The 22,375-nt window shown below is 44.7% G+C and carries 21 protein-coding genes and 1 riboswitch; all 21 genes read left to right on the top strand.

Annotated features, from left to right (window positions below; genetic code table 11):
• Window positions 1–207 precede the first annotated feature (207 nt).
• Window positions 208–309: riboswitch (purine riboswitch) on the top strand.
• Window positions 310–517: 208 nt separating this feature from the next.
• The 21 genes from purE (at window position 518) to EJP82_RS15600 (ending at window position 22,278) form a co-directional block, all read left to right on the top strand.
• Window positions 518–1,018: a 5-(carboxyamino)imidazole ribonucleotide mutase gene (gene purE, locus EJP82_RS15700; protein WP_127193006.1), complete on the top strand. Its 501-nt coding sequence runs from the start codon at window positions 518–520 to the stop codon at window positions 1,016–1,018.
• Entirely contained in the window at window positions 1,015–2,205 is a 1,191-nt protein-coding gene (purK, locus tag EJP82_RS15695) for a 5-(carboxyamino)imidazole ribonucleotide synthase (protein ID WP_127193005.1), read from the top strand. The genes purE and purK overlap by 4 nt, the downstream gene beginning before the upstream one ends.
• Complete coding sequence (gene purB / locus EJP82_RS15690; protein ID WP_127193004.1) at window positions 2,202–3,500, top strand: adenylosuccinate lyase; 1,299 nt, start codon at window positions 2,202–2,204, stop codon at window positions 3,498–3,500. The genes purK and purB overlap by 4 nt, the downstream gene beginning before the upstream one ends.
• 73 nt (window positions 3,501–3,573) lie before the next feature.
• Window positions 3,574–4,473, top strand: coding sequence for a phosphoribosylaminoimidazolesuccinocarboxamide synthase (locus tag EJP82_RS15685; protein ID WP_127193003.1), 900 nt, complete (start codon window positions 3,574–3,576; stop codon window positions 4,471–4,473).
• Between the two features lie 62 nt (window positions 4,474–4,535).
• Complete coding sequence (gene purS / locus EJP82_RS15680) at window positions 4,536–4,781, top strand: phosphoribosylformylglycinamidine synthase subunit PurS (RefSeq protein ID WP_127193002.1); 246 nt, start codon at window positions 4,536–4,538, stop codon at window positions 4,779–4,781.
• A 3-nt stretch (window positions 4,782–4,784) separates the two neighbouring features.
• Entirely contained in the window at window positions 4,785–5,474 is a 690-nt protein-coding gene (gene purQ, locus EJP82_RS15675) for a phosphoribosylformylglycinamidine synthase subunit PurQ (protein ID WP_127193001.1), read from the top strand.
• Window positions 5,452–7,698, top strand: a complete 2,247-nt coding sequence (gene purL, locus EJP82_RS15670) for a phosphoribosylformylglycinamidine synthase subunit PurL (RefSeq protein WP_127193000.1) — start codon at window positions 5,452–5,454, stop codon at window positions 7,696–7,698. Before purQ ends, purL begins: the two co-directional genes overlap by 23 nt.
• Window positions 7,680–9,161 (top strand): amidophosphoribosyltransferase, encoded by a 1,482-nt coding sequence (gene purF, locus EJP82_RS15665; RefSeq protein WP_127192999.1) that lies wholly within the window; start codon window positions 7,680–7,682, stop codon window positions 9,159–9,161. Before purL ends, purF begins: the two co-directional genes overlap by 19 nt.
• 53 nt (window positions 9,162–9,214) lie before the next feature.
• A complete protein-coding gene (gene purM / locus EJP82_RS15660) occupies window positions 9,215–10,258 on the top strand; it encodes a phosphoribosylformylglycinamidine cyclo-ligase (RefSeq protein WP_127192998.1) in 1,044 nt (347 codons plus the stop codon).
• Complete coding sequence (purN, locus tag EJP82_RS15655; RefSeq protein WP_127192997.1) at window positions 10,258–10,878, top strand: phosphoribosylglycinamide formyltransferase; 621 nt, start codon at window positions 10,258–10,260, stop codon at window positions 10,876–10,878. Before purM ends, purN begins: the two co-directional genes overlap by 1 nt.
• 181 nt (window positions 10,879–11,059) lie before the next feature.
• Window positions 11,060–12,607, top strand: a complete 1,548-nt coding sequence (gene purH / locus EJP82_RS15650; protein WP_127192996.1) for a bifunctional phosphoribosylaminoimidazolecarboxamide formyltransferase/IMP cyclohydrolase — start codon at window positions 11,060–11,062, stop codon at window positions 12,605–12,607.
• A gap of 388 nt (window positions 12,608–12,995) precedes the next feature.
• The gene (purD, locus tag EJP82_RS15645; RefSeq protein WP_127192995.1) at window positions 12,996–14,261 is read left to right on the top strand and encodes a phosphoribosylamine--glycine ligase; all 1,266 of its coding nucleotides are present in this window, start codon (window positions 12,996–12,998) and stop codon (window positions 14,259–14,261) included.
• Window positions 14,262–14,675: 414 nt separating this feature from the next.
• Window positions 14,676–15,584 carry an AraC family transcriptional regulator gene (locus tag EJP82_RS15640; protein ID WP_127192994.1) on the top strand — a complete coding sequence of 303 codons (909 nt, stop codon included), beginning with the start codon at window positions 14,676–14,678 and terminating at the stop codon, window positions 15,582–15,584.
• Window positions 15,585–15,678: 94 nt separating this feature from the next.
• A complete protein-coding gene (locus EJP82_RS15635; protein WP_127192993.1) occupies window positions 15,679–15,900 on the top strand; it encodes a hypothetical protein in 222 nt (73 codons plus the stop codon).
• 266 nt (window positions 15,901–16,166) lie between these two features.
• Window positions 16,167–17,102, top strand: a complete 936-nt coding sequence (locus EJP82_RS15630) for a VOC family protein (protein ID WP_246054173.1) — start codon at window positions 16,167–16,169, stop codon at window positions 17,100–17,102.
• Between the two features lie 52 nt (window positions 17,103–17,154).
• Window positions 17,155–18,417: a threonine ammonia-lyase IlvA gene (gene ilvA / locus EJP82_RS15625; protein ID WP_127192992.1), complete on the top strand. Its 1,263-nt coding sequence runs from the start codon at window positions 17,155–17,157 to the stop codon at window positions 18,415–18,417.
• Between the two features lie 203 nt (window positions 18,418–18,620).
• Entirely contained in the window at window positions 18,621–19,571 is a 951-nt protein-coding gene (locus EJP82_RS15620) for an ABC transporter ATP-binding protein (protein ID WP_127192991.1), read from the top strand.
• Window positions 19,564–20,343, top strand: a complete 780-nt coding sequence (locus tag EJP82_RS15615; RefSeq protein WP_127192990.1) for an ABC transporter permease — start codon at window positions 19,564–19,566, stop codon at window positions 20,341–20,343. Before EJP82_RS15620 ends, EJP82_RS15615 begins: the two co-directional genes overlap by 8 nt.
• 48 nt (window positions 20,344–20,391) lie before the next feature.
• Window positions 20,392–20,766, top strand: coding sequence for a GntR family transcriptional regulator (locus EJP82_RS15610; protein WP_127192989.1), 375 nt, complete (start codon window positions 20,392–20,394; stop codon window positions 20,764–20,766).
• A gap of 43 nt (window positions 20,767–20,809) precedes the next feature.
• Window positions 20,810–21,511 carry an ABC transporter ATP-binding protein gene (locus tag EJP82_RS15605; protein ID WP_127192988.1) on the top strand — a complete coding sequence of 234 codons (702 nt, stop codon included), beginning with the start codon at window positions 20,810–20,812 and terminating at the stop codon, window positions 21,509–21,511.
• Window positions 21,508–22,278: a hypothetical protein gene (locus EJP82_RS15600; protein ID WP_127192987.1), complete on the top strand. Its 771-nt coding sequence runs from the start codon at window positions 21,508–21,510 to the stop codon at window positions 22,276–22,278. The genes EJP82_RS15605 and EJP82_RS15600 overlap by 4 nt, the downstream gene beginning before the upstream one ends.
• Window positions 22,279–22,375: the final 97 nt, after the last annotated feature.

Below are 22,375 nucleotides of genomic sequence, written 5' to 3'. Positions count from 1 at the left end.
ATTCATAAAGAAGGCTGTCGAGACTTTCTCGACAGCCTGAGAAGGAATGCCTTTAGGGGCATTCCTTTTTTTGATTGATTCGTGGTAGCTATAAGGAAAGCATTCGTCAAAAAGCGAACATTATTATTTTCAAGTGTCATAATGTTCGGGTTTTAAGTTGACATAGCCTGTGCAGGATTGTTAAACTAATAAAGGAATGGTGGATTAGCCACCGAAAAGAATAGTCCTCGTATATCACCGGGAATATGGCCCGGAAGTATCTACCTGAAAACCGTAAATTTTCGGACTACGAGTGAATACATGACAGAAGGGTCACTCCATCAGGAGACCTTCTTTGTTATTGCCATGGGTAGGGATTGTTCTTACATCCCTATTCGTATTCACTTTGATGTCCGGAATTTCTGAAAATACTAGCTATTTTCCAGAGAGTGCCGGACTTTTTTTAGCGTTAAAGGAGAAGTCATCGCTTCGCTGGATTGATAAGTTTGTTCATAAATATTAGAAAGTGGGTTGAGTCATGTCAGCACAGGTAGCAGTGATCATGGGTAGTAAATCGGACTGGGATACGATGTCCCATGCATGTGCCATACTGGAGGAACTCCAAGTTCCTTATGAAAAGCAAGTTGTTTCCGCTCACCGTACGCCTGATTTGATGTTTGAATTTGCGGAGAATGCGGCATCACGGGGGCTTAAGGTAATTATCGCGGGTGCAGGTGGCGCAGCGCATTTACCAGGCATGGTAGCGGCAAAGACTTTACTACCTGTGATCGGCGTACCGGTCAAATCGGCAGCGCTGAATGGGCTTGACTCGCTGCTTTCGATCGTACAGATGCCTGGAGGTATTCCAGTAGCTACGGTTGCAATTGGTAAAGCGGGAGCTATTAATGCCGGTTTGCTTGCGGCACAAATGCTAGGTGCTTTTGATTCTCAGCTGTCCGAAAGATTGCAAGTGCGTCGTGATCGTATTCGTGAAGAGGTACTAGCTAGCAGTTCTGAATTGGGAGAGATTATGCAATGAGCGGGACAATTAGTGGCGATAACAATCAACAACCCATCATCGGGCCGGGATCGAGAATCGGCGTGCTAGGTGGGGGACAATTAGGACGAATGATGGCTCTTGCAGGTAGCAATCTCGGCTACCATTTTGTTACGCTTGATCCGACACCAGAGTGTCCCTGTGGTCAACTAACAGAGCAAATTGTCGCTGGATACGATGATAAGAAAGCAGCCCGTCTACTGGCGGAACGTTCAGATGTGATCACGTATGAGTTTGAGAATGTTGATGTAGAGGTAGCTGAATTGTTAGAACGATTATCGTATGTACCACAAGGAAGTAAGTTGCTCTACACGACACAGCATCGACTTCGGGAGAAGGCAGCTGTGGAAGCGGCGGGAGTGAAGGTGGCACCTTACGCGGAAATTAGTAGTGAGATGGAACTACGGGAAGCGGTATCGCGCCTTGGTATTCCAAGTGTATTGAAGACAGTAACTGGTGGATATGATGGTAAGGGTCAATGGGTCATCAAATCGGAAGCTGAGATTGGCCCTGCATATAGCGAATTGAGCCGAGCGGGAACAGAGCTTGTACTGGAACAATTTATCCCTTTCGTAAAAGAGTTGTCAGTTATTGCTGCTCGCAGCCCGCGCGGGGAAGTTATGACGTTCCCGGTAGCCGAGAACATTCATGTGGATAACATCCTACATATCTCCATTGTTCCAGCAAGAGTGGAAGAGTCAGTGCTTCGTCAAGCGGAGCAACTAGCGGCTCGGATAGCGGAATCGATGGAGGCTGTTGGACTCCTCGCTGTGGAGATGTTCCTGACAGAGGGTGGAGAATTGTACGTCAATGAGCTTGCACCACGTCCTCATAACTCAGGACACTATACAATGGAGGCATGCACGACGTCGCAGTTCGAGCAACATGTTCGTGCAATCTGCAACTTACCATTGGGTAAGACAAGTCTTCTATCCCCTGTGGTAATGGTCAATGTGCTTGGTGAGCATATGGATGCAGTAGCTAAGGCTTTAACAGAGGAAGATTTGACTTGGGCAAACTCCAAGGTTGTACCGAAGCTTCATCTATATGGGAAGAATGGTTCAGCCCCCAAAAGAAAGATGGGACATATCAATTTACTATGTAGTCATGTACAGGACGGTTTAGACTGGATACAGCAAACTAAAATTTGGAGGAATCAACATTCATGATCGAACGTTATAGCAGACCGGAAATGAGAGCCATATGGACAGAAGAGAATAAATTTAAGGCTTGGCTAGAAGTTGAAATATGCGCTTGCGAGGCGTGGGCTGAGCTCGGCGTCATTCCGAAAGAGGATGTGGCGCTGCTTAGAAAAAATGCGTCTTTTGATATTGATCGTATTTACGAAATCGAGCAGGAGACTCGCCACGATGTGATCGCTTTTACTCGTTCTGTGTCTGAGAGCCTTGGAGCTGAACGCAAATGGGTACATTACGGTCTGACTTCAACTGATGTAGTTGATACAGCGCTCGGTTATTTACTTAAGCAAGCCAATGATATTTTGGAGCATGACATCATTAATTTCATCGAGATCCTGCGCAATAAAGCTATAGCTTATAAGAACACACCAATGATGGGCCGTACGCATGGTGTTCATGCTGAGCCAACAACTTTTGGACTTAAGATGGCACTGTGGCACGAGGAGATGAAACGGAATCTAGAGCGTTTCCGCCGGGCGGCGGATGGCGTACAGTTTGGTAAAATTTCTGGTGCGGTGGGTACTTATGCGAATATCGATCCATTCGTTGAAGAATTTGTCTGCAAGAAACTAGGTACAACAGCAGCGCCGATCTCAACCCAGACATTACAGCGTGACCGTCACGCAGAGTACATGGCTTCGCTTGCTCTGGTAGCTACGTCACTTGATAAGTTCGCAACGGAAGTTCGTGCTTTGCAGAAGAGTGAATTCCGTGAGGTAGAAGAAGCATTCGCTAAAGGGCAAAAGGGATCATCCGCTATGCCGCATAAACGTAATCCAATCGGTAGTGAGAACATTTCTGGATTGTCACGCGTCATTCGTGGTCATATGGTATCCGCTTATGAGAACGTGACACTATGGCATGAGCGCGATATTTCACACTCCTCTGTAGAGCGTATCATTCTACCGGATGCGACCATGCTGCTCAACTACATGTTGAATCGCTTTGGTAACATTGTGAAGAATCTAACCGTGTTCCCTGAGAACATGGAACGTAACATGGGTCGTACATTCGGAGTACCTTTCTCTGGCCGTGTGTTGACGAAGTTGATCGACAAAGGATTCAGCCGTGAGCAAGCTTATGATACGGTGCAACCACGCGCTATGCAGGCCTGGGAGACAAGGCGGCAGTTCCGTGACATTGTGGAAGAGACGCCAGAAATCACAGCGGTACTTAGTAAGGAAGAGATTGAAGATGCCTTCAATCCTTCATGGCATTTGAAACATGTGGATACGATATTCCGCAAGCTAGGCTTGACTGAATAGTTCAAGAATACATGAATCGATGAGGCGTGGGACCATAGCAGGGTCCTAGGACGTCAAAAGGAGAACAGTAAACATGTCATCACCGGCAATTTCCACGGCAGAAGATATTGTGAACGCCCCTTTGCTGTATAAAGGCAAGGTCCGGGAACTGTATGATTTGGGAGATTATTATTTGATCGTTGTTACAGATCGTATCTCCGCATTTGATTATGTACTGGATCCAGCAGTGCCTGATAAGGGTAATGTGCTGAATCAACTGAGCAGCTTCTGGTTCGAGAAGACGAAGGATTTAATTGAGAATCATGTGATTCATACAGATATTGAACAGCTTGGTTCTGTCATTAATGAAGAACATAAGCCGATACTCAAGAACCGGGTAATGGTCACTCGTAAAGCGCAGCGTATCGATATTGAATGTGTTGTACGGGGTTATGTAACAGGTGGCGGTTGGCGTCAATATGTACAGAATGGTGAAATTAATGGCATTAATCTGCCGAAAGGTCTCCGTAAAAACGACAAACTACGTGAACCGATCTTTACACCTGCTGCTAAGAACGATGTAGGTCATGATGAGGACATTTCGTTCGAAGCGATGGTGGATATGGTCGGAAACGACCTTGCGGAGCAACTTCGCAGCCGTAGCCTTGAGATGTACAAATTCGCTCGGGATTACTGCGAAGAACGCAACATCATTCTTGCCGACTGTAAGCTGGAATTTGGCCTGGTGGATGGCAAGCTGATTCTGATTGACGAAATTTTCACACCGGATGCTTCACGCTTCTGGGCTAGAGAAAATTATGCGCTCGACATTGAAATCGACAGTATGGACAAAGAGCCTGTCCGCACCTATCTGTTAGGCTCAGATTGGGACAAGAACAGCAAGCCTGATCCCCTTCCGCTAGCCGTAGTGGAAGAGACGACTCGGCGTTACCGAGACATATTCAAGCGCCTTACGAAGCAAGAGCTATCATAATTTACTTTCATGATCATCAATTTTACACTGCAAATTCCAATACTAGGAGGAATACGAGGAATATGATTAAAGCGACGGTTTATGTAACTATTAAGCAAAGTGTACTTGATCCACAAGGGGTTGCTGTACAAGGGGCTCTTCATTCTATGGGTTATACAGAAGCGCAAAGTGTTCGGATTGGTAAATATATGGAAATCAAACTGGATACCAATGATCGGAATGAAGCTGAAGCCCGTGTTAAAGACATGTGCGAGAAGTTACTAGCTAACACAGTTGTAGAAGATTACCGCTTTGAATTGGAGGTTTGATTCATGAAATTCGCAGTGCTTGTATTTCCTGGTTCAAACTGTGACATCGACTGCTATAAAGCGGTAGAAGATACTTTGAATGAACCTGTCGATTACGTATGGCATACGGCAACAGACCTATCAGCATACGATTGTATTCTTGTTCCTGGTGGTTTCTCTTATGGTGATTATCTCCGGTGTGGTGCCATTTCTCGGTTTGCTCCGGTTATGGCTGAGGTAGCAAAGGCAGCAGAACAAGGTAAGTATGTTCTTGGCATTTGCAATGGATTCCAGATTCTTACTGAAGCAGGACTGCTTCCGGGTACATTGCGTCGCAATATGTCGTTGAAGTTCCGTTGTCACGATACGGTACTCCGGGTTGAGAACAATGAGAATCCATTTACATCGCAGTATGAAAAGGGTCAAGAGATCAAGATTCCGATCGCCCATGGTGAAGGGAACTATTATTGTGATGAAGCAACACTTGCGAAACTGGAAGAGAACAAGCAAATTATTTTCCGCTATGTAGGGAATCCGAATGGTTCGTTAGATGATATTGCAGGCATTTCGAATGAACGTGGCAACGTAGTTGGCATGATGCCACATCCAGAGCGCGCGGTGGACAGTCTACTAGGTTCTGAAGATGGAAAAGGGATGTTTATTTCGATATTAAAGGCTTGGAGGGATCAACATGAGTCAGCAAGTATCCGCTAAGGAACCGAATGCAGAGCAAATTGCAGAACAGCAAATATATAAGCAAATGGGTGTCTCGGATAATGAGTACGAGCTGATCTGTGGCTTTCTTGGACGTCGTCCCAACTATACAGAAATTGGTGTCTTCAGCGTAATGTGGTCTGAGCACTGTGCGTATAAGAACTCCAAACCATTGCTTCGTCGTTTTCCGGTCACTGGACCTCGCGTCCTAATGGGACCTGGTGAAGGTGCGGGTATTGTTGATATTGGTGACAATCAGGCGGTTGTATTCAAAATTGAAAGTCATAACCATCCTTCGGCAGTCGAGCCTTACCAAGGTGCGGCAACGGGTGTGGGCGGAATTATTCGTGATATTTTCTCAATGGGTGCAAGACCTATCGCTGTACTTAATTCCTTGCGTTTCGGTAAGCTGGAAAGTGGGCGTGTCAAATACTTATTCGAACATGTCGTATCAGGGATCGCTGGATATGGTAACTGTATCGGCATTCCAACGGTGGGTGGCGAAGTCGTATTCGATGATAGCTATGATGGTAATCCACTAGTTAACGCAATGTGTGTGGGTCTGATTGATCATGATAAAATTCAGCGCGGTGTAGCTAAGGGTGTAGGGAACCCAGTATTCTATGTTGGACCACCAACAGGTAGAGATGGTATTCACGGGGCAACATTTGCATCGGAAGAATTGACGGATGAATCAGAAGCTAGACGGACGGCCGTACAAGTAGGCGACCCTTTCATGGAGAAACTGGTTATGGAATCTTGTCTAGAGTTGATTGATTCCGGTATCGTGCTGGGTATTCAGGATATGGGTGCTGCTGGTCTTACCTGTTCCAGTGCTGAGATGGCAAGTAAGGCGGGGAATGGTCTAGAACTTTACCTAGATCAAGTACCGCAACGTGAAGACGGAATGACTGCTTATGAAATGATGCTTTCCGAATCCCAAGAACGGATGTTATTCGTTGTAGAACCGAAGGATGAGGCGCAAGCTCAGGAGATTTTTGATCGATGGGGCGTTATTTGTGCCAAAGTAGGTAAGGTAACTGATGATGGCATGCTGAAGTTGTTCCATCATGGTGAATTAGTAGGTGATATGCCTGTGACGGCACTTGTAGATGAATGCCCGATCTATGACAAACCATCGGCAGTTCCAGCTTATTATGAGCAAAATGCCAATGTGGATACATTGCGTTACGACGAGGTTACGGATCTAGGTGAGGCACTGGATAAAGTGTTATCTTCTCCATCTGTCTCGAGTAAAGCTTGGGTATATAACCAATATGATTATATGGTTCGTACGAGCACAGCGGTTCGCCCGGGTTCGGATGCGGCTGTTGTGACCATTCGGGGAACACGGAAGGCACTTGCGATGACAACTGACTGTAACGGACGGTTTGTGTATCTCGATCCTGAAGTTGGTGGAAAGATCGCAGTCAGCGAAGCGGCACGTAATATCGTCTGCTCTGGTGCGGAGCCACTTGCGATTACGGATAATCTGAATTTTGGTAATCCAGAGAAACCAGAAATCTTCTGGCAAATGGAAAAAGCAGTAGATGGTATGGCGGAAGCTTGCCGTGAACTAGATACACCGGTCATCGGCGGTAATGTCAGTCTATACAATGAGAATACGAAAGGCGCAATCTATCCGACCCCAGTGGTTGGTATGGTAGGGCTAATTCACGATACAGATCATATTACGACACAAGGATTCAAATCCGAGGGTGATGCGATTCTATTGCTAGGTGATACTTTCGCTGAGCTTGGAGGTAGTGAATTCCAAGCGATCGTACACGGTGTGACTGAGGGACGTCCACCGAAGCTTGAATTAAATACCGAGAAGAACTTGCTAGACACGGTTCTTGCGGCTATCCAGCAAGGGCTAGTGCGCTCGGCGCATGATTTGTCTGAAGGTGGTCTTGCTGTTGCGCTTGCTGAATCTTGTATTAGTGGAGGACTTGGAGCAAAAGTTTCGTTTGAAAGTAATCTTCGTCCTGATATCACATTGTTCAGTGAATCACAGTCCCGTATCCTGCTATCGTCTTCACCTGAAAAAGCAGCTGAATTGGAACAGTTCATCTCATCACGTGGTGTACCTGTGAAGAATATCGGCAAGGTTGAAGGTCAAAACCTTGAGATTATCTTGGGCGGTAACTCCGTTCTAAGCAGACCGGTGAAGGGATTGAAGCAGGTCTGGGAGGATGTAATTCCATGTCTGATGAACTCATAATACCGCAAGGTCTTTGGACGGGAGATTATTATAACGAAGGTACAGGGAAAGACGATATATTTGATACCTTAAAGGAAGAGTGTGGCGTGTTCGGGGTTTTTAATCATCCCGAAGCTGCCTCCTTATCCTATTACGGACTGCATGCATTGCAGCACCGGGGGGAAGAAAGCGCAGGCCTATGCGTTTCGGATGGTGAAGATTTTAATTATCACCGTGGTATGGGACTCGTTAAGGAAGTATTTGATCGAGATAAGTTGCTGTCATTAAAAGGTGATCGTTCTATCGGGCATGTCCGTTATTCAACTAGCGGAGACAGTCGACTGGCGAACGCTCAACCACTTATCTTCAAGTACCGCGATGGTGATCTGGCGGTGGCAACGAACGGCAATATCGTCAATGCACCGAGGATTCGGCATGAATTGGAGCAAAGCGGTTCGATCTTCCAAACGACAAGTGATACGGAAGTTATTGCGCATTTGATCGCGCGGTCTTCGAAAGATTTCGTCGAAGCGGCAAAGGATGCACTTGGCCAATTGGTTGGTGGATTTGCCTTCTTACTGCTTACGAATGATAAGTTGATCGTTGCTAGTGATCCACACGGTCTACGTCCACTAACTATGGGACGTCTGGGTGATGCGTACTTATTCTCTTCGGAGACATGTGCATTTGAAGTTGTTGGAGCTGAAATGGTTCGAGATATTCAACCTGGTGAAATGCTTGTGCTGGATAAGGACGGTCTACGTGAGGAGCGTTTTGCCGCTCCGCAGCGGAAGGCACTATGTGCAATGGAGTACATATACTTCTCCCGTCCTGATAGTGATTTGAATGGTTCTAACCTGCATTCTTCCCGCAAACGGATGGGGAAGATCATGGCACAGGAATCATTCGTGGATGCAGACATTGTGACCGGTGTTCCTGATTCTAGTATATCTGCTGCGATAGGCTATGCTGAGCAGACAGGCATTCCTTATGAGCTAGGATTGATCAAGAATAAATACACGGGACGTACTTTCATTCAACCAAGCCAAGAACTGCGTGAGCAGGGTGTGAAGATGAAACTGAGTGCCGTTCGCCGTGTGGTGGAAGGTAAACGTGTTGTCATGATCGATGACTCTATCGTTCGTGGTACGACTTCTCGGCGTATCGTTAATCTTTTGCGTGAAGTTGGTGCAACAGAAGTCCACGTTCGTATTACATCACCACCTTTCAAGAATCCTTGCTTCTATGGGATCGATACACCTGATAGGGGAGACTTGATCGCCTCCTATAAGACGATTGAAGAAATCTGCCGAGAGATCAACGCAGACTCACTGCAATTCCTAAGTCCCGAAGGCCTAATTCAAGCGGTTGGTGGCGACAGCAGCAGTGAGTACAAAGGTGGACTTTGTATGGCTTGCTTCGATAACGACTACCCTACACGGACTGATTTTGACGGTGAAGAGAAATTCGGCTGTAGTTGTTAATAGCTAAGTAGTTCATAGGATTAAGAAATTAACCTTAAGGAGAGTGTCCTTACGTGTCTGAAGCATATAAAAATGCCGGGGTAGATATCGCGGCGGGTAATGAAGCGGTAGAACGGATGAAGAGTCACGTTAAGCGGACATTGCGTCCAGAAGTAATGACTGATTTGGGCGGTTTTGGCGCCTTGTTCGGATTGAATAAGGATAAATACGAGGAACCTGTGCTTGTATCAGGAACAGACGGCGTAGGTACGAAGCTGAAAATTGCTTTTGCTATGGACAAACATGACACGATTGGTGTCGATGCTGTAGCTATGTGTGTCAACGACATCATTGTGCAAGGTGCAGAGCCACTTTTCTTCCTAGATTATCTTGCTTGCGATAAAGTAATTCCTACTAAGATTGAAGCAATCGTATCAGGTATTGCTGATGGTTGCTCGGAATCAGGCTGCGCACTAATTGGCGGCGAGACAGCAGAAATGCCTGGTATGTATGCAGAAGGTGAATACGATATCGCCGGATTTACTGTTGGTGTTGTCGATAAGAGTAAAATCATTAACGGCAGCACGATTGCACCAGGAGATACCGTAATCGGTTTGGCTTCAAGTGGAGTCCACAGTAATGGTTTCTCACTTGTACGCAAAACATTGCTAGAAGATGCTGGCTATGATCTTCATGATAAGTTGCCTGAACTTGGTAACGAGGTGCTTGGTGAAGTATTGCTCACACCAACTAAATTATATGTGAAGCCCGTACTTTCCTTACTAGAGCAGGTAAAAGTAAAAGGGATGGCGCATATTACGGGCGGTGGATTTATTGAGAACATTCCACGGATGCTGCCGGATGGTGTGAACGTAAATATTGATTATGGAACATGGCCAATTTTGCCGATATTCTCGCTGTTGCAGGAGAAGGGTAATGTTAGCAACCGTGACATGTTTACTACATTCAATATGGGCATAGGGATGGTCATCGTAGTTGGTGAAGATCAAGCCAAGTCTTCGCTAGAAGCTCTTCGTGCTGCGGGAGAAACCCCTTATGTCATAGGACGGGTAACCGAAGGAAATCGGGAAGTGACATTTGCAGGAGTTGAAATATAATGCCGTCCCCGTACCGGATTGCTGTATTTGCCTCCGGCCAAGGAAGTAACTTTCAGAATCTAGTGGACTGGGCGAATGATGGCAAGCTTGGGGCGGAAATCGCCCTTCTTGTCTGTAATAAGGCACAGGCTCCTGTGGTGGAACGTGCACGCAAAGCAGGTATAGACTGTTTGTTATTCGATCCGAAGGCGTACGCTTCCCGGGGAGAATACGAAACGGAGATTGCTGCGGAACTTGCCAATAGAGGTATTGATCTCATTGTGCTTGCTGGATATATGCTGCTGCTTACTCCAGTTTTGGTCGATCTTTATGCTGGCCGAATGATTAATATTCATCCTTCATTATTGCCGTCGTTTCCTGGAGTCAACGCGATTGGTCAAGCTTGGAATTATGGTGTCAAAGTAACTGGAGTTACGGTTCATTTGGTGGATGGTGGGATGGACAGCGGTGCTGTAATTGCTCAGCAAGTGGTTCACATCGACGAGGATGACAGTATTCAGTCACTTGAAGACAAGATTCATACAGCGGAGTCAGAATTATATCCTAAGGTTGTGTCATGGTTCGCTAAGGGACGTGTCCATATATCGGGTCGAAAGATTACAGTAGAGCACGGGATCTGACATTCGAATATGCGCCAATATGCTGAAATGCACTATGGGTATGACAATGAATGCGAAATAAGTATTTTTCGAAGTGGATGCGTGACATGATTTCGATATTTCCCGAGAAATATCGGGTTATTAAATTAACTTGTCGCTAGAGCGTCCAAGTCAGTTGCCATTATAAAGGAGGAGCCAATTCGTGAGTATCAAAAGAGCGCTAGTAAGTGTATCAGATAAAACAGGTATCGTGGATTTTTGCCGTGAGCTGTCGCAATTGGGTGTGGAGATTATTTCGACAGGGGGAACGAAAAACCTGTTGTCGAAGGAAGGGGTACCTGTCATCGGTATTTCTGATGTGACAGGATTTCCCGAAATTTTGGATGGTCGTGTAAAGACGCTACATCCTGCTGTTCATAGCGGACTCCTGGCTGTGCGTGATAGCGCAGAACATCAGGCCCAAATGAAGGAACTTGGTCTTGATTATATCGATCTAGTAGTCGTTAATCTATATCCGTTCCAAGAGACGATTGCTAAACCGGATGTGGCTTATGAAGACGCCATTGAGAATATCGATATTGGTGGACCAACTATGCTTCGTTCCGCCGCTAAGAACCATGCCTTTGTTAGTGTAGTTGTTGATTCTGACGACTATAGTAAGGTTCTCGAAGAGATTCGTAGTGAAGGCGACACGACCCTTGAAACACGTAAACGGCTTGCGGCCAAAGTTTTCCGCCACACGGCGGCTTATGATGCTTTGATTTCTGATTATTTAAGCAATGTGAATGGTGATCCACTTCCGGAGCGCTTCACAGTTACTTACGAGAAGCTTCAAGATCTTCGCTATGGTGAGAATCCACATCAAAAGGCGGCATTCTATCGCAAACCGCTTGCGGGTGCAGACACACTAACAACGGCTGAGCAATTGCACGGCAAAGAATTGTCCTATAATAATATTAACGATGCGAATGCGGCTCTGCAGATTGTCAAAGAATTTGAAGAACCAGCCGTAGTAGCAGTGAAACATATGAATCCTTGCGGTGTAGGTGTAGGCAAGAGCATTTATGAAGCCTATGAAAAAGCATACCAAGCAGATCCAGTGTCGATCTTCGGCGGAATTGTAGCGGCTAACCGCATCATCGACGAAGATACGGCAAATCTACTTAAGGATATCTTCCTTGAGATCATCCTTGCCCCAGGCTTTACGCAAGAAGCGCTTGATATCCTTACGAAGAAGAAAAACATTCGGCTATTGAAATTAGGTGGTTTGGAACTTGGTGGCGATCGGAAGAGTCAATTCGTTGTAACTTCCATCGACGGAGGTATGGTAATCCAAGAGAGTGATACTCACTCGGTGACTGAAGCAGATTTGAAAGTTGTAACTGACCGTAAGCCAACAGAGGAAGAACTGAAACAACTACTCTTCGGTTGGAAAGTTGTTAAGCATGTGAAGTCTAATGCGATCGTATTAGCTAAAGATGATATGACAATTGGTGTAGGTGCAGGACAAATGAACCGAGTTGGATCGGCAAAAATTGCAATCGAACAAGCGGGCGACAAGGTACAAGGCAGTGCACTCGCTTCCGATGCGTTCTTCCCTATGGGAGATACAGTAGAAGCAGCTGCAAAAGCTGGTGTAACGGCTATCATTCAACCAGGAGGATCGGTTAAAGACGAAGAATCGATTCAAATGGCGAATAAATATGGAATTGCCATGGTATTTACTGGCGTAAGACATTTCAAACACTAAGTTATAACCGGCTATATTTGATGAAATAANTAAGTTATAACCGGCTATATTTGATGAAATAAAGAATGATGATATAGCGGAGAGAGCGAAATGATTCTGAAGAAGCTAAAAGCTTTCCTTAGGAAAGCTACATCGGAAGCATAAGCTTCGTTCGCCTTTGTCCCCGAATTTCAACCTTTATAATAATTCAATCAAGAAATTTGGGGACAACAGCGATCGTAAGAACTTTTCGCTCACGGAGCCTATAATCACAATGATTAGTTCAACTATAATAGGGCGGCAGGACCGTTAATAAGTAAGGTGAGTGGGGACGTGTGCGAATCATGTCTCCGCTAATCATTCTTGCAGACGTCCTGCCGTTTCTTGCTAGGAAGCAAAGGGGGAAACAATGGATATTTTAGTGATTGGTGGCGGAGGCCGCGAACATGCAATTTGCTGGGCATTAGCCAAAAGTCCGAATGCAGGAGTAATTTATTGTGCGCCAGGTAATGCTGGAATTGGCGAAATTGCGGAGATTGTACCTATTCAGGTGAACGAGTTCGACCGACTGACAGCTTTCGCACAGGAGAAGAAAGTTGGGCTTGTTGTCGTTGGTCCTGACGATCCACTTGTGGATGGAATTGTAGATGCTTTTGAAGCTAAGGATATTCCGGTATTTGGACCGCGCAAGAATGCGGCGTATATTGAAGGAAGTAAGACGTTCATGAAGGATTTGCTGAAGAAATACGATATTCCGACAGCGGCTTACGAGAAGTTTGATCAATATGAGGCGGCGCTGAAATATTTACAGAGCCAACCTCTGCCGATAGTTATCAAAGCAGATGGGCTGGCTGCTGGTAAAGGTGTAACGGTTGCATTTACCTCCGAGCAAGCCGAATCTGCCTTAAAAGATATCATGGTGAATAAGGTTTTTGGTGAATCCGGTGCCCAGGTCGTTATCGAGGAGTTCCTAGCAGGTCAAGAGATGTCTATTCTGGCCTTTGTTGATGGAGAGACGGTTCGTCCGATGGCAGCTGCGCAGGATCACAAGCAGGTCTATGATGCGGATCAAGGTCCAAATACAGGTGGTATGGGAACCTACTCCCCGCTACCTCACATTGCAGATAGCATTATTGAAGAAGCTATCGAAACAATTATCAAGCCGACAGCCAAAGCAATGGTTACGGAAGGACGTCATTTCCGTGGTATTCTATTCGCAGGTCTGATGATCTCACCTGATGGTAAGCCCAAGACAATCGAGTTTAATGCTCGGTTTGGCGACCCGGAGACACAGGTGGTTCTACCGCGCTTGAAGAGCGACTTGTTGGAAATTTTCTTGGCTGCTGTAAACGGCACACTGGATCAGGTCGAGATTGAGTGGAGCGATGAAGCAGCTGTATGCGTAGTGCTCGCTTCCGGTGGATATCCCGCTTCCTATCCGACAGGATTACCGATCTCAGGGCTTGAGAAAGCGAAGGATGCGCTTGTATTCCATGCCGGTACGGCAAAGAATGCAGACGACGAATGGGTTACAGACGGTGGACGCGTCCTTGGCGTTGTGGGCATAGGACAAGACATTGCCGCCGCACGCAAGAACGCTTATGCTATAGCTGAAGGCATTACATTCGAAGGCAAGCACAATCGCAGTGATATTGCGGCTAAAGCCTTAGTATAGAGTACACATTTGAGGACCTTCATTTCTACGATAGTCGTAGTTGTGAAGGTCTTTTTCTATTTAGAGCTACCTGTAAGAGTGTTTAGACTCCCAGATGATGCTGTTATTTATTTAGCTAGAAAATCTCCTGTTAAGTTTGTGAGTGGTACCATTTTCAGCTATCTAACTGGAAAAACTCCAGCTAATTGAGGCTGATTCTTCACGTAATAGCTTCAAGTATCGAATCAGATGGAGAAATTCCAGTTAAACTCTTTTCCGAGAAGGATATTTATCTATTAGCTGGAGAATTTCCTGATAAGTATTTATCGATGTCAGGGTATTCTTGAATCACTGTTGTATTCATTATGCAAGTGAGATCAAAAGTGTATATTTGCTCGTATGCTACGATTTGTGATGAGAGGAGTGACAGCTACAATGTACGAATGGAATGAGATGGTGCAGTTGATGATTGATTGGGTAGACGATAATTTAGGTGAGACACCAACTTTACTAGAAATGTCACAGCAGTTAGGTTATTCACCGTATTACTGCACCAAGCAATTCCATCTCGTCACGGGAATGACATTAAGGGATTATGTCTGGATGCGGCGTATCAGCCGTGTTGCTATGGAGCTCCGCGACACGAATGAACGAATTTTGGATGTAGCTGTGATGTATGGCTTCTCCTCCCAAGAAGCTATGACACGTGCTTTCGTCAAAGCGTTTGGAGTTTCACCAAATGTTTATCGTAGGTCTAAGCATCCAATTCAGCTTAAAGTCAGGACTGAAGTGTTCTCTCCTTATCATTATTCAATGAAGGAGCAAGATACGATGGATAATTCTAGAGTGCAACCAGTTGAGGTTAAAATGGAGTTTATTCCAGCCCACAAATTTATCGGTCTATGGGATATTGATACCGATAACTATGGTGATTTTTGGGGGAACGATCATAATTGTGATGAGATTTCCGGTACATTAGAGAGCATGTCTAGCCGCACATTGTTGGGCCAGCTTGGACAAACTGCAGGTTGGTTTTATGAGAAGGGGAGAAAGGGATATTTATACGGAATTCCCGTGCCAATGGATGATATTGGAGATATACCTGAGGGTATGCAGCATAAGCTAATTCCTGATTCGGAGTATATCGTGTTCTATCATCCTCCGTATCATTATTTACAGGATAATTGGCCCGTTATGCAGGCCGTGGAGGAACTAGCTTGGAACTTTGATCCAAGGACACTTGGATATGTCTGGGATGAAGAGCAGAAACAAGATTACCAGCGGCATTTTCCAGAAGGTTATGGTTATGCTGTATTACGTCCAGTGAAGAAAATGGAAGTATAACCAAGACGCTTCCCAAGGATAACAGAGGTTATTTTGACGTATGTTAATGGAGAGTTATTCTCACCCATTCTCTGAATTTGGGAGGCGTCATGTAATGAGTAAAAAGGATAAAGAAATGTCTCCAATATCCCGTGAAATCGTGGATGTGGATGGCGTATATACTAACGAAGTAGGGCACGAGGAATGTCTAAAAAGGGGCGAGGAATTCCCTGCTGATCTGGTGCTCGGAACGACGGAGTGGGAACTAACAGAATTGGTTTATGACAATCATCATGAAGGTAAGACAGACGAACGGCTTATTCCAAAGAAGGATTAAACCAATTAGGGCGTCACTCCATTTGAGCTTTCGGGCTTTAACTGGAGAGGCGCCCTGATTGTTATAGTGTCACAACTTAGATGCAATTTGTAGATGAAGGTTTGAATAAATCGAATATAGAACTTTAGCGCTTTAAATTCCACGGTGATTTCCATTATAATAGGGGGTACAGTTCTCTTTTGGACAAGATGCCCGGATTGGGATTGGTGATTAGGGAATGTAATAGGACGACAAGTAACGATTATCAAAGTTCAGGGGGAAAGACCGTGCCAGTAACAACGGGAATTCATCATATAACCGCATTTGTCAACGACGTGCAGGCTACAGTCGATTTTTATGCGGGGGTTCTCGGACTGAGACTCGTGAAGCAGAGTGTTAATTTCGATGCCCCGGAGATACACCATTTATATTTTGGTAATGAATCCGGAAGTCCAGGGACAATCATTAGTTTTTTTCCACAAGAAGATGCCCGTCAAGGGACGCTTGGAGGCGGACAAGTCGGTATTACTGTGTATGCTGTCCCGAAGGATAGCCTGATTTTTTGGCGAAAAAGACTTAAGCATTTTCAAATTGAAGTGATGGAAGCAACTCGTTTTGATGAAAAATATATTACTTTTACCGATAATTCTGGACTAATTATTGAATTAGTAGAGCGAGAGCAGGGACCTAATAGCTGGTGGTCATTAAGTTCAGTGCCGGTGGAGTTTGCGATAAAAGGATTTGCTGGTGCGCTTCTATTCAGCTCTAATAGTAAAAGTACGGAACGGGTGCTTGTGAACTTACTTGGACTTCGCAAGATTGCTGCAGAAGAGGGCTTAATCCGCTTTAAGGCAGACGGCGAGCTCGGCAATGTGATAGATTTGAATGCTGAGAATATCCCAGTAGGTGAAGGTGGTGCAGGAACGGTGCATCATATCGCTTGGAGAGCCAAGGATTACGCGGAACTGGAAGCATGGGGTTCTCTTATTGGAACTAGTGAAATGCAGTCTGCCAAAATTGTCGATCGACAATTCTACAAGGCTATGTATTTCCGTGAACCTGGGAATATTCTTTTTCAGATCGCAACAGACCTTCCTGGATTTCAATGTGATCAGAGAATAGAGGATTTAGGTGGGAGACTTGATCTACCGGAGCAGCTTGAGTCGCAGCGTGCGGTCATTGAGAAGAAGTTGAAACCTTTTGTAGTGAGGGCGTTAGATTAAGACATAGCACTTATAATTAATTATATAAAGCATACGAATCGAGGAGAAAGAGATGAGCAAGGGAGAACGGCAAGTGGTGGGAATGGAAGATATCGTACGAGCACATCATGTTCTTAAGGAAGTTGTTAGACGCACTCCGCTGCAATTAGATCCTACTTTATCGGCAAAATATGAATGTAATGTGTACTTAAAGCGTGAGGATCTACAGATCGTACGTTCCTTCAAAATAAGAGGAGCCTATAATAGGATTCGTAGTCTTGGACCGGAAGATATGGAGAAGGGAATTGTATGCGCAAGTGCAGGTAATCACGCTCAGGGTGTAGCATTTTCATGCAATGCACTTAGTATTCAAGGGCAAATCTATATGCCGAGTACGACACCAAACCAAAAGGTGAAGCAGGTGAAACGTTTTGGTGGCTCACATGTGGAGATTATTCTTACAGGTGACACTTATGATGACGCTTATGCAGAAGCTATGAAGGCTTGTACTGAAGGTGGAAGAACATTCATTCATCCGTTTGACGATCAGAAGATCGTAGCTGGTAACGGGACGATCGGAATGGAGATTATGGAGGTTCTTGATGCACCTGCTGACTATATCTTTGTTACGATTGGCGGCGGAGGATTGGTCTCTGGGGTAGGTACATATATTAAAACGGTAAGTCCTACAACGAAATTAATCGGAGTAGAACCATCAGGTGCGGCATCCATGACTAAAGCCTTAAAGCAAGGCAAGGTGGTCACGCTTGAGAGCATAGATAAATTCGTTGACGGTGCAGCTGTTAAACGTGTAGGAGATCTGAACTATAAGATCTGTACTGATTTAATTGATGATATTGTTCAAGTACCGGAGGGTAAAGCTTGTACGACTATACTTGAGTTGTATAACGATAGTGCAATTGTGGTTGAGCCTGCAGGTGCGCTACCTGTGTCTGCGCTAGATATGTATCGAGATCAAATCCGTGGAAAAACGGTTGTTTGTATTATAAGCGGCGGGAATAACGATATCGATCGGATGCAGGAAATGAAAGAGCGCTCGCTCATTTATGAAGGATTGAAGCATTATTTCGTTGTTAACTTTCCACAGCGCAGCGGTGCTCTCCGTGAATTTCTGGAGCAAGTACTGGGTCCCAAAGACGATATTGCGCGGTTTGAATATACGAAGAAACATAATAAAGAGAACGGCCCGGCGTTAGTTGGTATCGAGCTGAGTGACAAAGCTGATTATGACGGGCTAATTAGCAGGATGGATAAAAGCGGTATCGAATACAAAGAGCTAAATCATGATATAAATTTGTTTAACTTGTTGATTTAAGCGTAGAAGAATTCGAAAATCATAGATTTATGAATGGATATGTTAAGGTGCTCCTCAGTTACTTGAGTGAGCATCTTTTTATTATGATCTGCAGAGTTTGAATTTAGGCACCCGAAAGTATTATTTTCCCAAAAAAAGATCTTTACAATGTCATGTTACTAGTGTACTATTCAACTATAACACTAATACAAAAGAGGTGCGTTATGAACGGACTTAAGCAAGAGAACCATGAAGTCGTTCTTTCAGTTAACAAGGTAACCAAGAAGATCGGAAAGCATGTGATCGTAGATCAACTTTCATTTGATATGCGGCAAGGGGAAGTTGTGGGATTGCTCGGCCCGAATGGGGCAGGTAAAACAACTACAATTCGTATGATTGTTGGTTTGATTGGGATGACAGAAGGGGATGTGCTCGTAAAAGGGCAAAGCATTCGAAGCAATTTTGCCGAAGCGATCTCCCATATTGGTGGAATTATTGAGAATCCCGAGTTTTACCCCTATATGACCGGCTATGACAACTTGAAGCAATACCAACGGATGACGAAGGGGATAACAGAGGAACGAATTAAGGCGGTGACGAAGCTTGTTGGATTAGAGGAAGCGATGAATAAGAAAGTTAAAGCCTACTCGCTTGGGATGCGTCAGCGTCTGGGTATCGCACAAGCCTTGTTACATGAACCATCGATCTTGATTTTAGACGAACCGACGAACGGACTGGATCCCGCAGGTATAAGGGAAATGCGGGACTATTTGAAGCAAATCGCCAGCCAAGAAGGAATAGCGATTCTGGTCTCTAGCCATTTGTTATCGGAGATGGAACAGATGTGTAGCCGAGTTGTTGTCATCCAAGAAGGTAAGCTAGTCACGATGAGATCACTGAGTATGCCGGTTGATGCGGCAGAAAAGGTGAATGTTACTTTCCGTGTAGATGACGCATTGCGAGCTAAAGAAAGGCTGGAACGTATGGAGGAGATACAAGTTCTGGATTGCGTTCTGGAATTGAATGAAGTTAGAGTGGCAGTCCGTGATAGCTATATCCCACGTGTGGTGAATGCCTTAGGTACGGAAGGGATAGCGATTTATCGGATTCAGGAGAACCGCGAGTCACTGGAAGATGAATTCTTGAAATGGACGGAGGGGAACCGCATTGCGTAGTTTTGGAAATCTTGTTATTAACGAATGGTTGAAATTGTCGAAGAAACGGAGTTTCTTTATCCCTTATGCGGTCTTGATCGCTTTTGTGGGATTGTTCGGTTATTTGGCTAAAGTATATGAGTCGACAGGGGGAATGGGTTCAGAAGGAGAATTTGTATCTACCTTGGACTTTATTCACAATGTCATGTCTCACAGTGGCATGGGCCAGTTCATCACGTTCTTGGCTATTATTGCCTCAGCGGGGATCGTGACCAAGGAGTACAGTCTAGGGACGATCAAGCTACTACTCATACGCTCCCAAAGTAGGAATAAAATTCTTGCTTCGAAGTATGTGACAGCAGTGCTGTATACATTATCTCTATTTCTTTGCACAGGGATTGTTGCCATGATCACCGGAGGAATTGCATTTGGCTTTGGTGGAGCTGAGATAGGCTGGAACGATGTCTTTACGGGAGCCCTATACAGTCTAATATACACGCTCGTGTATGTTACGATCACATTTATGGTGGGTGTGCTAACAAAATCAACAGGTGCAACGATCGGAGTAGGCATGTTTATAGTTCTACTTGAGGGTTTGGTTACGATGTTGCTATCTAAATACGCCGTGGTTAAATATATAATTTTTACAAATGCGGACCTGTCGGTATACAGTAACGGTGGTGCGCCATTTAAAGGGATGACGATGAATTTCTCACTTATTGTAATTGCTGTATATATGGTATTGTTTCTTGGAGCAAGCTTTGTTACGTTTAAAAAACGGGATGTCGCATAGAGCTATGCTCTAAAACGGGCATAACGGCGGAAAGGAGCAATTCACATTGTGAGTATGGAATTCGATAATAACTTACCGATTTATTTGCAGATTATGAATAGGATCAAGAGAGAGATTGTAACCGGTAAATTAAAGGCTGGAGATAAAATTCCCTCCGTTCGCGAGCTTGCAGCAGAATTGCAAATTAATCCAAACACGATACAACGAACGTTTCAAGAACTGGAACGGGAAGATGTAGTCGAGACAAGACGCGGGTTAGGAAGATATGTGACAAGTGAGGAATCGAAAATTATGACCATAAAAAAAGAAATGGCAGGAGATCTGCTGGATAGCTTTATTCATGGCATGCAAGAGCTCGGTTTTTCCAATCAGGATATTGCAGTCATCGTGGCTGAAGCAGTCGAAGCGGAGAATAAGAGCTAAATACTACTTGGATGAGTTACTCCAAATGATAAGGAGAATGGAAATGGAAGAAAGCTTATTGCAGTTTCAAGGAATTTCTAAATCCTATGGTTCCAAAAAAGCGTTACGCGACGTTACATTCGACATAGGTGCAGGTAAAATAGTTGGCCTACTCGGAACAAACGGAAGCGGAAAAACAACATTAATGAAAATCGCTGCGGGGCTGATTCGCCCCTCGCAAGGGACAGCTTCGGTAGCGGGCATTCCAGTGGGACTTAGCACGAAGGCTATCGTCTCCTTCATGCCTGATCGTCCACTAACTGAATCATGGATGAAAGTAAGTGATGCCCTCGAATTCTCCCGTGACTTCTATGCCGATTTCGATGAGGCTAAGGCACGGAAGATGCTTGATTTCATGAACTTGAGCACCAGGGATCGGATCAGTTCACTATCCAAGGGAATGAACGAGAGACTACAATTAACGCTTGCTTTATCCCGCAACGCTAAGTTGTATTTGCTTGATGAGCCTATTGGCGGAGTCGATCCTGTGGCACGCACAAAAATTCTTGATGCCATCGTAGAGTTCTATAGCGAAGACAGCAGTATGCTGATATCAACCCATCTAGTCAGAGACATTGAACGTATCTTTGATGAGGTGATCTTTATCCGTGATGGCCAAGTTGTCATGCAGGATGAAGTTGAGAATATTCGTATCAAACACGGTAAAAGTGTAGATGACATGTTCAAAGAGGTGTTTGCAGAATGATGAAGCTGCTTAAATACGACTTGAAACGCAATGCCACTACTTTTCTAAGTGTGGGTGCTATCTTAATCGCACTGCAACTGATTATATCGATTATGGGTAACATCAGGGGCTGGGACCCCAAAATCATTCTCACATTAACTATTGTGTTATATTCGTTCGTGGGAACGTTTAGCGTCATTCTAGTAGCAATAACATACAGAAAGAATATTAAAGCCTATAGTCGGAGATTATTGCCGCAACGTTCCAGTAATATCATCTTTTCCGTTCTGGTTCTAGGATGGATCACGTTCATTGTACTTCTTGCTATTTCGGTACTGCATATTGTTATTTACAATTATTTTGAACGCATTTTAAGTGCGGATCAGATAGCTGATCTATTAGGTTCTGTACCGGATGTGCTAGTCGTACTGTTTCAATTGTTCTGGGCATATACCTTCCTTTTCGTAACGATCATGTTAGCGAGTACGCTTAGTGCATCAATCAAAGGAAGACTTGGAGGATGGATCGGGATTATCAGTTTCTTCGCCATCCAGAGCGCTCTCAACTGGTTAGAAGTGAAGTTACTGGGGGAAACCAATGGTGCGTCGGGCCTAGTTATATCACGTGGAACGGAAGTTGAGCTGACGAATATGACAGGTGGTGGTCAGCTTACGATCGATCGTAGCCTACTTCTAATCGATTGGCGCACCGTTGCAATTGAACTGATCTTTATCGCGCTCATTGTATACGCAACGGTATTATTACTAAACCGTAAAGAACAAGTATGAATACTGTCTCATTATTGATTAGTGCAGTGATTCAAGTGCTGCTCTTTTCATTTATACCCTTTATCTTTTGGTTGTTTACAAGTAGGAAACAAGAAAA

Source organism: Paenibacillus anaericanus (assembly GCF_003994475.1).
Taxonomy (GTDB): domain Bacteria; phylum Bacillota; class Bacilli; order Paenibacillales; family Paenibacillaceae; genus Fontibacillus; species Fontibacillus anaericanus.
Note: the sequence above shows the minus strand (reverse complement) of the source record. Positions and strands in the feature narration are given on the sequence as shown.